This is a genomic window from Aestuariivivens insulae, from assembly GCF_022662195.1.
Lineage (GTDB): Bacteria > Bacteroidota > Bacteroidia > Flavobacteriales > Flavobacteriaceae > Aestuariivivens > Aestuariivivens insulae.
Genome location: NZ_JAKMCS010000008.1, coordinates 19853 through 37055 on the forward strand (window position 1 = coordinate 19853; position 17203 = coordinate 37055).

Below are 17203 nucleotides of genomic sequence, written 5' to 3' on the forward strand. Positions count from 1 at the left end.
TTCTACTTTGTTAAAATAAAAGGGATTAACTTAATAATTAATAGCAAGATGAAAACAAAAACTCAAAACTTTTTGGTTACGATATTCTTTACTTTTTTGGGAATAATGGCCATGGCACAAAGCGCATCACTTAAATTTAATGGTACCGACAATGTAATTGATTGGTCCGAAACCGATGGAGTGTTAAGAACAAGTGCAGATCACACATGGGAGATGTGGATCAAAGGAGATGCCTCTACCGTAGGTGTTTTATATACCGAAGGCTGGAGTGGAAGTAATTATAGGTCTCAATTTAGGGTCAATGCCAATGGGGCAGGAAAACTTGAGATTGAATATAGAACCTATAGTGGGGCCTACCTTATTCCTAACAATTCATTCAGTACCACAACGGTATTTGATGGAACATGGCATCATATAGCCATAGTGGGTACTACCACGGGAGGGATGACCTCTACGGTACTTTATGTAGACGGTGTGGCCGATGCTACAGACTTTGGTACTTATTTGAGACCAACAGTTTGGGACAATACTGATGGTGGAGCAATTAATCATTCGGTTATAGGGCAAATTGCCAGAGAATCGGCACGTACAACAGCTACAGATTGGTATAATGGTGAAATAGATGAGTTTAGGGCTTGGAAACGGGCGCTAAGTCAATCGGAAATAGCCAATAATGCTTGTAATCCCGCAAGTACTACCAATTTGCATCGTCATGTTAGGTTTAACGAAGGAGCGGGAACAACTTTTGCCGATGAAATAGGAGGTGCAGATGGCATACTTCAAGGAACAACTAACGCTTCAACTTACACAACTAATGATAATTGTGATGTATTCTCCCCAGCAGGGGCTTGGTCTCCCGTTGGCGATGTAATCTTGTCTATTGTTACCGACGATGGTGATAATGGCGATGGTGTTGGGGATGGTGCCTTATTTGTAGATGGACAGTCTCAAGTAGTTGGACAAGGTGTGAAGTTTACTTTTGACCAAACCATGACTGAAGGGACAACCTATACGGTAGTTTCCTATATGTACAACTTGGGAGGTTCATACTGCACAGTTAGAGTATCACTACATAATAGTGCCGATGGCGAATTAGCCTATTATGTAGATGCAGGGACTCTTATGAATGATAGCAATCCTGTGGTAATGGTAGTGTTTAGCTATACAGCTACAGCAGCAGATGATGGAGATTCTTTGGAGTTGCGATATATTAGAACTGATGATGGGCATACGGCACGTAACTTTGCCATAGACAATGCCAGTATAAATAAAGGGGTGATAGACACCAATACTTTAAGCATGGCAGATCATGTTTTAAACAAAGGCATAAGTGTGTACCCTAATCCAACAAGAGGTATCTTGAATATCAACAAACAGGATTCAAGTATCAACATAAAAAGCATAAACCTTATAGATGTTACCGGAAAGATCATTTACTCTAATGATTTAGCAGCACCTATTAATGTTAGCCGTTATGCTAGAGGTATATATGTTTTGAAAATTGAATCTCTAGAAGGTGGTGTGGCCACTAGAAAAGTGGTAGTGAATTAATAACGAAATATGTTGTTTTAATTATAAAATTTTAAATAAAGCACATCAAATTATATAAATAAAAAGGTATATATTTGGTGTGCTTTAACATTTAAAGGGGTCAAAATGATCAATAATTCCATATGAATTAGATTGAAGAACAGAGATGTATAGCTTAACCTTAAAAAAATATGAAAGCATTTTTAATAAACTATACTCATCTTTATGTCTTTTTTCTAATAAGTACGTAACAAGTTTAGAAGTTTCTAAGGATATTGTTCAAGAGGTTTTCATTAAGGTTTGGGAAGATAAAATTGATTTTAAAAACGAGAATACCATTAAATCCTACCTCTACACGTCGGTAAAGAATAAATCTCTTGATTATCTAAACAGTAAGCGTTACAAGTCTACAGCTCATTTTACGATTAATGAAATGGAGCAATTAGTAAAGGAACCATTCTTTTTACGTGAAGTAGTCGTTTTGGAAGCCTCTTCAATTATTAATAATGCGATCAATACTTTACCGCACAAATGTGCTCAAATCATAAAGTTGAGTATAAAAGAATTCACCAATTTACAGATCGCTGAGGAATTAGGGATTTCGATCAATACGGTTAAAACCCAAAAAAAAATAGCATACAAAAAATTAAAACCTTTGTTAAAAAATTATTTTATACTCATTGCTTTTATCTTTGATTAAGGCATCCTGTTAAAAAAATGTAATTTTTTTAAACTTTTTTCACCCCCTATACTTTTTTTTTCGTCTTAGCATACAAACAGGTTTTTGTATGTCTATTTTTAACCAAATATTAAGTCTTTCCAAAAAAATTGCGACTTCCTTGTTAAAAGATGAAGCTCCCGAGGCTTTAGAAGATTCAGAATTATTCAACCAACAAGACAAAGAATATATAATAAACAATCTAACAGATGAAACGTTAATTAAAGAACGTTTAAACCTATTAAATCAAATAGATAAGCAAAACGATTGGCAACAGGTTAAAAGCAAAATTAACCATCCTGTTAAGAAGATGTTCATTTGGAGATATGCTGCTGCTATAGTTATAGGTCTTTTAGCGACCACTTTGTTCTTTAAGGACAAATGGTTTCATACTGCAACAGATACAGGTATAGTACCGAAAGTAGTGAGCCCTAATCCCATAGTTCCAGGGGAAGATAAAGCGACATTGACATTAGAAGATGGTTCTCAAATTGCATTGGAAAAAGGGGAAGGTTTTCAATTACAAAATGCGGTTAGCAATGGACAAGAGATTGTTTACAATTCGGCCGATAATTTAAAAAAGGAAGTGGTTTATAATACATTAACCATTCCCCGAGGAGGCCAATATCAAATCACATTAGCCGATGGAACCAAGGTATGGCTTAATTCAGAATCCCAATTAAAGTTTCCTGTAAGTTTTATTGAAGGAAAAACTAGAGTCGTTGAGTTGGAATATGGCGAAGCCTATTTTGAAGTTTCACCAAGTACAAACCATAAAGGAGCTCACTTTAAAGTAATTAATGAGCATCAAGAAATAGAAGTTTTGGGGACTGAATTCAACATTAAGGCCTATGGAGACGAAAATGAAATTTATACTACACTTGTAGAGGGGAAGGTGCGTGTTAGTAATGCAGATTCCCAATTAAACTTAGAGCCAGGGCAACAATCAAAAATCAATCTTAAGGATAGCAATATAACCGTTAAAACAGTTGATGTTTATAGTGTAACATCATGGAGAAAAGGGCTCTTTAGCTTTAAAAGAATGCCTTTAAATGATATCATGAAAGTGTTGTCCCGATGGTACGATGTTGAAATCCATTTTGCCAATAGCGAGCTTGAACAAGTGAAATTTAATGGGGTGCTAAGCAAAAATGATAAATTAGAAGAAATACTAGATGCAATTAAAAATACAAACTTTATAAATGCCTATGAGATAAATAACAATAAGATTACTATTAAATAAAATAAAAAGGGAACAAAGACATATACCTGGTAAGTAAAGACACTTTATTCCCTTGAAGTCAATTAATTAAAAATGTTTAATCAACTAATCCACAAATTTATGGAAATTAAATTTATTAACCACCTTTCCTTTTATAGGAAAAAGATTCTACACATTATGATGAGAACCTTTATACTCTTGTTTTGTACATCGGTCTTTAGTTTTACCTCGAGTGATATTTTTTCTCAAAGTAAAAAAGTCATTATAGAAGAAGACAAGGTCATAACTATTGATGAAGTCTTCGATATTTTACGTGAACAAACAGATTTTACATTTATTTATCAGGAGGATCTCTTTAAAAACACGCCTAAAGTACATCTTAAAAAAGGGACTATTAATGCTAATAAATTATTAGAAGAAAGTCTGTCTAAAACTGATTTTAAATTTGATATAACCAAAAAAAATAAAATCATTTTCATAAAGACATCAGAAGTGGTAGCTCCAGTTCAACAAGTTTCCATTAATGGAACCATAGCCGACTTGAATGGTCAGCCATTGCCAGGAGCCAATATCCTTGAAAAGGGAACAACCAATGGAACGCAATCAGACTTTGATGGCGCATTTAGTCTAACGGTGGCCAATAAGAACGCAATCCTTGTGGTGTCTTATATAGGGTATGCCACCAAAGAGATTACTGTTGGAGAACAAACCAATATCGCTATAGTTTTAGAAGAAGACGCCGCAGGCCTGGATGAAGTAGTCGTGGTAGGTTATGGAACCCAGCGTAAAATTGATGTTACGGGTTCGGTATCTAGTATAAAAACAGAAGAGTTAAATAGGGCGCCTGCACCCAATTTAGCGAACTCTCTGGCAGGTAAGCTAACCGGGGTTGTTACTACTCAAGTAAGTGGGCAACCAGGTTTTGATAATCCTACATTTTTAATTAGAGGGCAGAGTACATTTGGAAACAATTCTCCGTTAATTGTTGTCGATGGGATTGTACGTGGTGGTTCACTTAGCAGAATTAACCCCAATGAAATAGAAAGTCTAACCATTCTTAAGGATGCCGCTTCTACTGCTGTATATGGAGCAAGGGCAGCAAATGGAGTGGTATTAATAACCACTAAAAGAGGGGCCACAGGTAAGGCCAGCTTTGAATACACAAGTAGCTATAGTTTTGAAAAACCGACGGTAAGACCTAGGTTTATGAATGCTGGAGAATATGCCGAAAATATTAATATAGCTCGTGCTAACGATGGTAACACTGAACCTAAATATACAGAAGCCGAAGTAGCAGCTTTTAAAAATGGAACACTGCCCAGTACAGACTGGTGGAATGAAACCACTCAAAAGCATGCCATAACCGAAAGACATGACCTCTCTGCCAGCGGTGGTAGTGAGAAAACAAAGTATTTCTTTTCTGTGGGCTATTTAAATCAAGAAGGATTGCTTAAATCCTCAGGTTATACTTCATACAGTATACGTTCTAATTTTGATGCCCAATTAGCAGAAAATTTAAAATTATCAGTAAACTTAGCAGGAAGAAAGCAAACCATAAAGCAAACCGGAGCCGGTGACGATAAAAATGGAGCAGCAGTGGTCTTCAATAGGATCGATCAGTCTTTACCTACTTACCCAGCATATATTTATGGTGTGGAACCAGAGCGCGTTTTAGGTTTTAACGGCTTAGGCGGTAATCCTATTGGAGATGCTAATTACTCAGGAACCGATAAAAGGTTGGCTCATATCTTTCAAAGTACCTTTGAGTTGAACTATCTGGTTAAACAAATTGAAGGCCTTTCATTAACGGCCAGATATGCTTACGATTATGCATTAGATGCCCAAAGTAAATTTTCAACTACATATAGATTTTACAATATGGAGACCAATAGCTTTATTGTAGATGATATAAATAGAAACTTGACCGAAGTAAGAAAGCAAAGTATGCAAGAAGTCGCTTCGTTTCAAGTGAATTATGCTAAAGCGTTTGGAGATCATAAGTTATCCGTTTTAGGAGTTGTGGAAAAGGCAAATAACTATAATGATAACTTAAATGGATACAGAGATGGATTTGCTACATCAGTACTGCAACAGTTGGGAGCAGGAGCTACAGATAATTTAAACAACGGTGGCTCTGCTAGTCAATCGGGGCGTCTTGGCTATGTAGGAAGGGTAGACTATAGTTTTGCCGATAAATATTTATTGCAGGCCAATGCCCGCTACGATGGGTCGTATAATTTTCATCCCGATCGCCGTTGGGGATTTTTTCCAGCGTTTTCTGCCGGGTGGGTCATTTCCAAAGAAGACTTTCTTAATGATTCAAACGTTGTAAACCTTTTAAAATTAAGAGGGTCTTGGGGACAAGTAGGTAACGATAGAATTCCAACTTATGAGTATCTGGCTACCTTTAAGTATAATGGAGGGTATGTTATAAACGGAGAGTATCAAGTAGGATTGTTTGATCAAAAAACGGCAAATGAGGACGTGACATGGGAAACAGCAACATCATACAACATTGGTTTGGAGTTTGACCTCCTTAACCATGCCTTTTATGGAGAGGTAGATTATTTTCATAAAAGAACTGAGGATATATTATTGCCAAATGAAGCAGAAGTACCAGATTCGTTTGGATCTGATTTACCAAATGAAAACTTTGGGATAGTAGAGAACCATGGTGTTGAGTTCTCCTTAGGGCATAGAAATACGGTTGGGGATTTCTCATACAATATTGATTTAAATGGAACTTTTGCTAAAAGTGAAGTTATTGAAATGAGAGAACCAGAAGGTGTGTTGCCTTGGCAAAGACAGACAGGACGATCATTTGGACAACATAGAGGGTTTACTGCACTTGGGATATTTCAAACACAAGAGGAAATAGACAGTTGGTCTGTAGATCAAGATGGCCAAAGCAATGCAACGTTACAACCTGGGGATGTTAAATATAAGGATTTAGATGATGATGGTGTCCTTAACGATAATGATAAAGGGGTTATTGGCAAAGGCTGGATACCAGAATTTATTTATGGTGCCAATTTAGGAGCTAGCTATAAGAACTTTGAATTGAACGTATTCTTCCAAGGAGCAACAAATCTGGAAAGAAATGTTATGAACATACCGTTCGAGTTGGAAACCAATAGCGAAAGTGTATTGATTGATTCTTGGTCGCCAACCAATACCGATGCGGCCTACCCAAGATTATCAGTGGGATCAGATGCTAACAACCATAAAGATTCTACATTTTGGCTAAAAGATGCCACATACCTTAGATTGAAAAACATTGAATTGGCATATACCCTATCGGGACTAAATGGTTTAGAGCAAATTGGGGTAGATCACGTAAGGCTATTTGTATCTGGTAGTAATTTGCTAACCTGGAGTAAAATAGATAATAGAGATCCAGAAGGCCCTTCGGGAATTAGAGGTGCATTCTATCCGCAAATGAAGAGCGTATTGTTTGGTTTGAATGTTAAATTTTAAAAAAAAGAAAATGAAAAAATATTTAATTTTATTCTCGTTAGCTTTAATGGCCTTAATTGGTTGTAGTGAAGATTTTTTAAACGAGAAAGGATCCTTAACAGACCTTAATTCAGATTTAGTATTCCAAGACGAAGCACTTACTTTAGCCGTTCTATATAGGACTTACGATTTTTTACCACAGGGCTATGGCGATGTTTCTCCAGGTTATGGCTGGCGTTTTATGTTGGCTTCTATTACCGATGAGGCCAGATCTAAAAGTGGATGGATAGAGTCTAACAAAGTTATAGCTAAAGGACTTATAACGCCCGATAAAAATCCCTTGGATAACTGGGGGCATCTTTACAAAGGCATAAGAAGAGCAAACAACATCATAGAAGGTATGGCCGAAGCCCCTTTACGACAAGAGTTTAGAGACAGGGTTAGCGCAGAGGCTAGATATTTAAGAGCTTGGTTTTATTTTGATTTAACCAGACGCTATGATGGAGTGCCTTTAATTTTAAAGGCTCAAACAGGAAATGACGATTTGTTGGTGCCCAGAACACCTAGGGCAGAGATATATAAGTTTATAGATGAAGAGCTGGACGCAATAGCACCTATACTGCCAACACATGCCGAAGTTGATACTGCTGGAGAAAGAGGGAGAGTAAACAGGGAAACCGCATGGGCCTTAAGTAGCCGTATGAACCTATACGCTAAAAACTATGCTAAGGCTGCTGCATCGGCAAAAAAGGTAATGGATGCTGGTTTTACCTTGCAACAGGGAGATTACGATTTATTGTTCCAATCTTATGGAGGAAATCCTGAAGTTATTTTTGAAGTAGAAAATAAACTACCTCAAAAAGGCCATAATTTCGACTTGTTAAATTTACCCTTTAGCCTAAGAGCAGATTGGGGATCCCAAACCAACCCAACACAAGAAATGGTAGATGCTTACGAAATGGCAGCTACAGGATTGCCTATAACAGACCCAGCATCAGGGTACGATCCAAACAACCCTTATGCGGGGAGGGACAAAAGGTTTTATGCTACTATTGCATACCATGGCTCTTTCTTAAAAGGAAAAAACCTGGACTTGTTATATCCTGGAGGTGAAGATGCACCGTTAAAAACGGGGTTACATACCCAGTCTGGGTATTACCTTAAAAAGTTTATTGATGAAAGTGCAACCGATATTGATGGAAAGACCTATTATCAAAGTAGAACAAGTTGGAAGGAATTTAGATTGGGTGAGATATTATTGAATTATGCCGAAGCCCAAAATGAAGCTGTTGGACCAGATGCGTCGGTTTATGATGCTATTAATCAGCTTAGAAGCAGGGCAGGATTACCTGGCTTGCCATCTGGGTTATCACAAAGCGATATGAGAGACCGTATTCGTCATGAGAGACGTATAGAATTGGCTTTTGAGAACCATAGGTATTTTGACATGATTAGATGGGGTATAGCAAAAGAGGTTATGGATGGGAATAAGTTTCATGGTATGCTTGTAAAGGATAATGATAATGATGGTGTGTTAGAGTATGAAATTTTTGAAATTAATAGACCACAACACGTGTTCCAAGACAAAAACTACCTTTTGCCTATTCCACAAGATGAAATAACTAAGAACCCCAATTTAAAGCCTCAAAACCCTGGTTATTAACCATGGTTTATTTAGATAAATAAGTATAGTTTTTGAGTTGTTTTTAACTTGATTTTGAGTGACACCTTGGGTATATTATATGCTCAGGGTGTTTTTTTTTCTCAATTCCAATATTTGGTTTGTGTTTTAAGTTGTGTTTTATTCAGAGGTTTGTTGTCGTTAAAGAAACAAATGGTTAACAGGAGGGGGGATTTACCAAGATATATAAATCATATGATTATACATTTCTGTTGCTAACAAATTTTATCATTTTATTGTAAAAAGGTCATTAAAGTGTTGCTTTGAGTCTGTCGATATAAGCTAGAAATGAACCACAAAATGATCTCTTCTTATAACGGCATTAAAATACTATGTCTTCGCGCTTAATGTCTGCTTATTGCAATATAGAACTTTCATCCACCATTACTATTATTTCAGTTAGAACCTACCTTATCTAAACCAAGTTATTCAATGTTGGATATTTACATAACCTGTTACAAAAGATAAAATAAAAATCTATTAAATAACTTACATTATTTGTTAGCTCTTTTTTCCAGGTCAGTGCGGTGAATTAATAACATTCTGCCCATAGGCTTGTCGTTTCTATATGTTTGAGTCCTTAAACTAAGGTCACCCATGGGAATTTCAAAGGGATCTGTATATTTTTTTCCAAAACGCACTGGATAGGTGTTGTTAATGGTATAAAAAATTTCAGTACCAGGAATTGAGTTAGTCAATTCACACATCAGTTTTCCATTGTCCTTATAAACTCTAACAATGGGGTCGTATACTGCCTTGCTGATATTTAGAGACTTTAAATCGAAACGTTTAAAGTGTATTTCAGTTTTTTGAATAAAATACTCCCAGTCCTTATTTTCTTTAGGAGTCCATAAAGCCTCAGATAAGGCAAATGCTCTAGGGTAGGTCATGTAAAAGGCAAAAGGTAGATTAGGTATTCTTTCAGTCCATAAACAACCTTGCCCTCCTAAAACAAATTTAGGATCAATAGATTCTGGAATGGGATCAAAGCTATATACTTTTTCAAGGTTAACATAACGATTTTGGGTTTCCACACTATGGTCGCCTTGAGCCAAATCTAAATACGTGTATGCTCTGGGAGTCATTATTACATCATGCCCTAATTTAGCAGCTTCTAAGCCTGCTTGCATATCGTGCCAACTCATTACCGTTGCACCATCTGCTAGGCCACCAATAAGTATCTCGCCCCAGCCAATCATTTTCTTGTTTTTACTGGAGATAATTTTTTCAATACGCTTTACAAAATAGCTTTGCAGCTCATTACCGTTGGCAATTTTGTTGGCTTTCATAAACTTTTGAACCTCTGGGTTTTCTTCCCAATAACCATGGTAGGCTTCATCGCCGCCCATATGAATATATTTTCCGGGGAATAACGCGGCTATTTCGGTGAAAATTTTATCAACAAAATCATATACACCTTCGTCTGCCGGATTCAGCATGTTTTCAATAAACATTTCAAAGGTAAAATCGGGATTCCATTGCACAAACTTACCTCCGGGCTCAACATATTTAGGATCATTGTTGGATGCTAGTTCTGGGTAGGCGGCCAGTGCAGCCATACTATGTCCCGGAAAATCGATTTCGGGAACAATGGTTATATTTCTGTCCAAAGCATATTGTACCACTTCTTTAATGTCTTCTTGGGTGTAATAGCCACCATAAGTTGCTTTTTCACCTTCTTTAGGAGCTGTCCTGTCTGTTCCAAAATACCCATGTCTTTCAACCCGCCAAGCGCCTACTTCGGTTAATTTTGGATAGGACTTTATTTCTATTCTCCAACCTTGGTCGTCGGTTAAATGCCAATGGAACACATTAAATTTATATTGAGACATTTGGTCAATAAAGCTTTTTACTTCTTCCACGGTAAAAAAATGCCGGCTTACGTCAAGCATTAATCCCCTCCAACCAAAGCGTGGATAATCCTTTATTTTACATCCAGGAATCTGTATTGATTTAGAGTCGTAATTGGTTATTGTTTCGAAATGGGGAGGTAATAATTGTCGTAAGGATTGTAGTCCGTTAAAAATTCCCGAAGACCCATTGGCTGTTAATGTTATACCGGAGTTTGTTACATCTAATAGATAGCCCTCTACACCTAGTTCATTGTCCTTTTTTTTATTTAAAGTAAATGTAATCGAATTTTCAACAATTTTATTGCTGGCAACCGCAGTAATTCCCGATTTTTCCAGTAGGGTTTTAAACTGATTGATGTATTGGTTTGTTTGTGGATCCTGAGTTTCTATATTAAAATTTAATACGTCCCTTAATACAAAAGAAGCATTTTTACCCTCAAAACTTACAGGTTCAGGTATAATAGAATGTTGGGCATTTATTATTTGCGATAGTGTTAGAAAAAAGAAAGTAAGGAATAATGTTTTCATGTTTAAAATTTATCTTAGCCAGAGTAGGCTTTTACCTTTTGGTTACGTAAGTTATACCAAGGTTTTATGTGGAGCAAAATTAACATTTTTTTTGTAGAGGTAAGCATAGGTAAAGAATCTGACGAATAATAAAAGAAGCTCCTTAATCCTTATGAATTATGTTAATTACTGATATTCAATTAAATAAACTTCGTTAATAGAGTTGAAAATATAGGGAAAGACCAGAAACCACCCTTATAATGAACTTTTAGCCCATGTAGTTTTTTTGAGCAGAGCCTTAATTTTGATATGAACAAAAATAAAGGTCGGTCAACTATTTAAAAAAAAATTAATAAACGATGAAGTACAGTATTATTCACAATAAGAAAAGAAAATATTCGAAGTGCCTTTTACTGGCAATTCTTTTAATATGTTCGCTTGGTTGTAAAAAAAATAAGAAAGAAGTGGCACAGGAAGTTGAAGTAGTAGCAACCAATAAGGTTTCTAATAATGCAGTAAATGCCATTTTAAGTAAAGGAATAAGTGATTGTGAATCGCAGTTAGAAATAGCAGTGCCCAAATTAACCGATCTTACCAAGCACCCCAGACTAATAGAAACTAATGAAACCGAATGGAAAGAAGTACCCAATGGCAGATTGGTATGGACCTCTGGTTTTTACCCAGGGATTTTATGGTACATGTACGACCTTAGTGGCGATAAAAAATGGGAGGCCGAAGCTATAAAGCGTACCGAAGTATTTGAAGATTTTAAAACCATAACAGAACACCACGATATAGGGTTTATGATGTTTCCTGCTTATGGCAATGGCTATACTATTGGGCATAAAGAAGCCTATAAAGATATACTATTAACATCGGCAGCTTCACTAGCCAGTCGTTTTAACCCTAATGTGGGGACTATTAAATCGTGGTCCAATAAAATGCATCCACGTTGGAAACAACATATTACTATTATAGATAATATGCTCAATCTAGAGTTATTGTTTTGGGCAACCAAGCATGGTGGAGACCAAAAGTTTTATGATATAGCGGTAAAACATGCCGAAACCACAATGAAGCATCATTTTAGGGAGGATTATACCTCGTGGCATGTCTTGGAATACGATTCCATAACAGGAGAAGTGCTTAATAAAAACACCAAGCAAGGCTATGCCGATGATAGTAGATGGTCAAGAGGGCAAGCCTGGGGCGTCTATGGCTATACCATGATGTACAGGGAAACCAAGGATAAGAAGTTTTTGGACTTCGCCAAAAAGATAACAGATAAGTACTTATCCCTGTTGCCAGAGGATTATGTACCATGTTGGGATTTTGATGTCGCTAACGATCCAAAAGAGGAGAAAGACGCTTCGGCAGCAGCAGTAGTCGCTTCAGCTTTGTTGGAACTAAGTACCTATATGGATAACCAAGAAGATAAAAACCGTTATTTTAATGCGGCGTTAAAAATGTTAACCTCTTTAGGTTCCGAAGCTTATTCAGGAGTAGATAAGGCGGATTCATTTTTATTGCATTCAACAGGAGCAAAATCTTTAGGACATGAAATAGATGTGGCCTTAATTTATGCAGATTATTATTATATTGAAGCATTATCCAGATTAAAGCACATGACGGAAAATAACTTAACAAATGAGTAATATTAAGATTTTATATGTTTTATGTATAGCAGTTGTTTTTGTTTCATGCCAGTCTGCTCCAGAAGAAAAAAAAAGCACACAGCCTAATTTATTATTTATTTTTCCGGATCAACTTAGAAATGCAGCTATAGGCATTAATAACGAAGATCCCGTCTATACCCCAAATATAGATCAGTTGGCAAAAGAAGGCATGGTTATTTCAAATGCCGTTAGTAATTTTCCGTTATGCAGTCCGTATAGAGGGATGCTAATGACCGGAAAGTTGCCATACAACAATTCGGTTTTAACCAATGCCAATTCCAATCGCTATAAATACAATAATTCTTGGCAAAAGGAAGATGTTAGCTTTTCCGATGTTTTGGTTAAAAATGGTTATGATGCTGGTTATGTTGGAAAATTACACTTAACATCACCCGCACCAATACCCGAAAAAGATTCGGTGCTTTGGGATGCCTATACACCAAAGGAATTTCGTCATGGTTTTAATTTTTGGTATTCCTACGGCACTTTCAACGAACATAATACACCCCATTATTGGATAAACGATGCCAAGGAAAATGAAGTAACCTATATAGAAGAATGGTCGGCCAAACATGAAGCCGATGTTATTATAGACTATATCAAGAACCCTTCAAAAGAAACCAGAAGTAAAGATAAGCCGTTTGCCTTATTTTGGTCTGTAAATCCACCACATCCACCATACCAATATGTCCCGGAAAAATATGTAAAACCATATAAAGATAAGTCTTTAGAAGAATTGTTGGTAAGGGATAATGTTGATTTAGAAACCCATGCAGATTCATTGGCGTTTCATAATGGAGCGACTCGAAATCATACTCATTTGGCCAAAGATCAAGTGAAAAACTATTTTGCGATGATAACTGGTGTCGACGAGCAAATAGGCCGTGTTTTAAAGGCTTTAAAAGAACAGGGATTAGATAAGAACACCATCGTGGTCATTACTTCAGATCATGGTGAAATGATGGGTGGCCATGGGTTGATGTCAAAAAACATTTGGTACGACGAGGCCATGAATATCCCTTTTATATTAAAGTGGCCAGAACAAATTAAAGGCGGACAAAAAAGCGATTTACTATTAAGTGTCCCCGATGTTATGCCAACCTTATTGAATATGATGGGGGCCACTAAAGGAATTCCAGCAGATTTAGATGGAATCGATTTATCTTCAGTAATACTAGAGGGACAAGGAGAACAGCCAAAAGCAGCGCTATATTATTATATAAAAGAAGGGCAACCAGCATCGGGACATCGTGGTATGAAAACCCATGAGCACACCTTTGTTATAACCATAGACGATAATAATACCGTTCGGGAGTTTTTATATGACAATGTGAATGATCCTTATCAATTAACAAATAGAATTGGAGAAGATGCAGCTATAGAAAGTTCTTTGCGAATACAACTACTAAATATGTTGAACGCTAAAAAAGATCCATGGTTGGACTTTTATCAATCGGTACAAGATAAAAAATAATGACAATGACACGTAAATTGCAAAAATATAAAACAGTAAGAATGCTTAGAAATGGTCTTTTTTGTTTTGTCGTATTTTTAGTTTTGGATTGTACAGTACAGGGGCAAGAATATCCTGCTGTAGAGTCTTTCGAAAAAGAGGCCACAATAAAGGCTTATAAACATTCTGAAAACAGTAAGCTAAACATAAGTGATAGCCATTTTAGATTTGGAAAGACTTCACTGCAATGGGAATGGAATGGAGAAAGCAGTTGGGTGGAAACATCAAACTTTAGAATATTAAGCCATGATGAAAGTCCATTGGCTTATGGAGATCACTTTCCTTCAAGTCCTACTTTTACATTTTCTGTTTATAGTGAAACACCTCAAAAAGGGAGTGTTCGATTTATATTTAGTAAAGTAGGTGAAGAAGACGTTTGGTTTGACCTAGATTTAAACTTTTATGGATGGCGTCGTTTGTGGGTACCTTTTTATGAAATGCAGGGCAACGCACCAAAGAAGGGTGCTGCAGTTTCATATACCAATTTTAAGGTTCAGGCAACGGCAGTGTCTGGAACCTTATATTTTGATGATATTATTTTTTCACAATACCAAGACGATCGCCATCAATACCCAGACCTTCAAGTACCCTTCATTAAAGATGGAGGTTCTGGCGACGACCACTGGATGCCTTTAATAAGTAATTATAATCATCTTAGGTCATTAAAGGTAAATCCTATTTCGGTAGCAATAAAATTAGACTTATTACGAGTTGAGAAAGCTTTGGACAATGATTTGGAAATTGCCAAAAAATATAAGGTCTATATCAATTCGTTAAAAGAAGACTATCAATCGTTAAAGCTAAATGTTAATGGTAAAACAGTTACGGGCCCACCGTTAACCTATCAATTAAAACAAGAATACTTCGATAAGAAGCAACAGGGGGCAAAGAACTATAATGATATTGCCGATTTTGGGAAGAAAATTAAAAAACTATCAAATTATTACAACAGGGCAAACCCCAGTGAGCAGCAGGAAATCAAAACCATGTTTGTGGCGGCTTCTAAATACTTTTTGGATCAAGGTTGGCAGGCCGGAGCTTCAGGAGGAACCAGGCATCATATAGGTTATTCTGTTAGGGATATTACTGAAGCCTTTTATAAAATGAGACATGCGTTGCGGGAAGAAGGCTTGCTAAGTCAAATAGGAGTCAGTTTACATTGGCTACATAATTTGGGTATGGTTTTGGCAGATGAAAAAGAGTTTCATGTCAATATCGATTATTTAAACACCCAGTCCTATTACCATTTAATGTTAATCTTTTTAATGGAAAGCCAGGAAGAACAAGCCGCTTTGTTAGCAGCCTATTCAAAATATATATCAATTACACTGGCACAACAAAATGAGGATTGGGGATTTAAGGTAGATGGCACGTCTTGGCACCATAACGGGCATTATCCAGCCTATGGTATAGGCGCTTTTAAAACAGTACCAAAAGTTATTAGTACCCTATCGGGCACCCGTTTTAGAATACGACCTCAAGGCCATGAGAATTTTAAAAGGGCCTTTTTAACGACAAGAATTTACAGCCAACTTTATAACTGGGGCTTTGGTAATGCAGGGAGACATCCACTGGAAAACAACGGTATAAAGGATTTAAAGGAACAATATTTGTTGATGGCAAATGCAGGAAACCCGAAGGGGACTTCAAATATTGATAAAGACGTGGCTGCGGCCTATTTAAGGCTTTGGGGAAAGGACGACATGCTTAACAGCACCCTATTTACTAAGGTTAATGGCATACATAAGGAACGACTGTCTGGATACTATACCTTGCCCTATGCGGCAACAGCCATACACAGACGTAATGATTGGGCGGCCATCATGAAAGGTTATAGCAAGTATGTATGGGCTTCTGAAATTTATGCCGACGAGAATAGGTACGGAAGATATCCTGCTAATGGGACTATACAATTGCTTAACAGTGGTGGTGAAAAAGGCAGTGGATTCCAGCAAGAAGGCTGGGACTGGAACCGCTATCCAGGCGCTACAGTTATTTATTTACCTTTTGAAGAATTGGAGCCAGAAATGCTCCTAATCATGTTCCGTTCCAACGAAAGCTTTGCCGGAGCAGTTGAATTAGATGGTAACGGCGCTTTTGGTATGGTCTTAAATGAAGATAAAGGCTCAAATGCCGATGGTAAAGAAGTCAATATTGGCTTCCCTGGAAAACTAAAAGCCAAAAAATCGGTATTTTCATTTGGAGATAAACTAATTTGTATAGGCACCAATATTTCCAGTATTGACCCTAAAAACCCAACACAGACCAATTTGTTCCAAACGGCTTTAACCGATAAAAAAGCACCTGTATATACATCATCAGGAAACCTGTCTAAGTTTCCATTTGAGACCCAGTTAACCCAAGAAACCAATAATTGGGTAGTCGACCCTTATGGTAATGGATATCACATTCTGTCTAACAGTTTGGTGCATGTTAAAAAAGAAGAACAGCACTCATACCATAATAAATATTCGCTTCGAACAGGAGGGATGAACCCAAAGGGAAAAGGAGCTAAAGAAACCGAAGGCGACTATGCTGCTGCATGGATAGACCATGGTATGGCACCAGAAAATGCGTCGTACCAATATATTATCTATCCATTTATGGATGAAGATGATATCAAGGCCTTCTCCAATAAAGTAAAAAACAGCGACACCTATGCTATTTTAAGGGCAGATGCTACGGCACATATAGCTTTAGATAAAGAAACAAACACAACAGGCTATGTTATTTTTGAAGCCAATAAAACTTTGGGTCATGGCGTTTTAAAAGAAGTATCTGAGCCTTCACTAATTATGGTTAATCAAGAACATCCAAATATGTTGCAACTTAGTGTGGTGCAACCAGATTTGAATTTTCCTGAATACAAACCGGGAAAGTTTAAAAATTACAGCCAGCCTGTTCAGCTAACCATTACATTAGAAGGGAAGTGGAATGTAATTGATAAAGAGCCAACAACTACAGTTGATAATTCTGGTGACAGTACACGTATTACCTTAGAGTGTATCAATGGATTTTCTAAAAAGTTAAAGTTGGGGAAACTATAA

The 17203-nt window shown here is 36.9% G+C and carries 9 protein-coding genes; 8 read left to right on the plus strand and 1 reads right to left on the minus strand.

Annotated features, from left to right (window positions below; genetic code table 11):
- Positions 1-48: 48 nt before the first annotated feature.
- The 5 genes from MR062_RS10920 (at position 49) to MR062_RS10940 (ending at position 8589) form a co-directional block, all read left to right on the plus strand.
- Complete coding sequence (locus tag MR062_RS10920) at positions 49-1551, plus strand: LamG-like jellyroll fold domain-containing protein (RefSeq protein WP_242204242.1); 1503 nt, start codon at positions 49-51, stop codon at positions 1549-1551.
- 145 nt (positions 1552-1696) lie between these two features.
- Positions 1697-2230, plus strand: a complete 534-nt coding sequence (locus tag MR062_RS10925; protein WP_242204243.1) for an RNA polymerase sigma-70 factor — start codon at positions 1697-1699, stop codon at positions 2228-2230.
- 88 nt (positions 2231-2318) lie between these two features.
- Positions 2319-3491, plus strand: a complete 1173-nt coding sequence (locus tag MR062_RS10930; protein ID WP_242204244.1) for a FecR family protein — start codon at positions 2319-2321, stop codon at positions 3489-3491.
- A 156-nt stretch (positions 3492-3647) separates the two neighbouring features.
- On the plus strand, positions 3648-6947 hold the full coding sequence (locus MR062_RS10935; protein ID WP_242204245.1) for a SusC/RagA family TonB-linked outer membrane protein: 3300 nt from the start codon (positions 3648-3650) through the stop codon (positions 6945-6947).
- A 10-nt stretch (positions 6948-6957) separates the two neighbouring features.
- Positions 6958-8589 carry a RagB/SusD family nutrient uptake outer membrane protein gene (locus tag MR062_RS10940; protein ID WP_242204246.1) on the plus strand — a complete coding sequence of 544 codons (1632 nt, stop codon included), beginning with the start codon at positions 6958-6960 and terminating at the stop codon, positions 8587-8589.
- A 512-nt stretch (positions 8590-9101) separates the two neighbouring features.
- Here MR062_RS10940 and MR062_RS10945 read toward each other — a convergent pair.
- Complete coding sequence (locus MR062_RS10945; RefSeq protein WP_242204247.1) at positions 9102-10988, minus strand: beta-N-acetylhexosaminidase; 1887 nt, start codon at positions 10986-10988, stop codon at positions 9102-9104.
- 443 nt (positions 10989-11431) lie between these two features.
- Here MR062_RS10945 and MR062_RS10950 point away from each other — a divergent pair, with 443 nt between their 5' ends.
- From MR062_RS10950 to MR062_RS10960, 3 genes are read left to right on the plus strand one after another with little or no spacing between them, the layout of a single operon-like run.
- Positions 11432-12622 (plus strand): glycoside hydrolase family 88 protein, encoded by a 1191-nt coding sequence (locus MR062_RS10950; RefSeq protein WP_242204248.1) that lies wholly within the window; start codon positions 11432-11434, stop codon positions 12620-12622.
- Positions 12615-14117, plus strand: a complete 1503-nt coding sequence (locus MR062_RS10955) for a sulfatase family protein (protein ID WP_242204249.1) — start codon at positions 12615-12617, stop codon at positions 14115-14117. The genes MR062_RS10950 and MR062_RS10955 overlap by 8 nt, the downstream gene beginning before the upstream one ends.
- Before the next feature lie 5 nt (positions 14118-14122).
- Complete coding sequence (locus MR062_RS10960) at positions 14123-17203, plus strand: chondroitinase family polysaccharide lyase (RefSeq protein ID WP_242204250.1); 3081 nt, start codon at positions 14123-14125, stop codon at positions 17201-17203.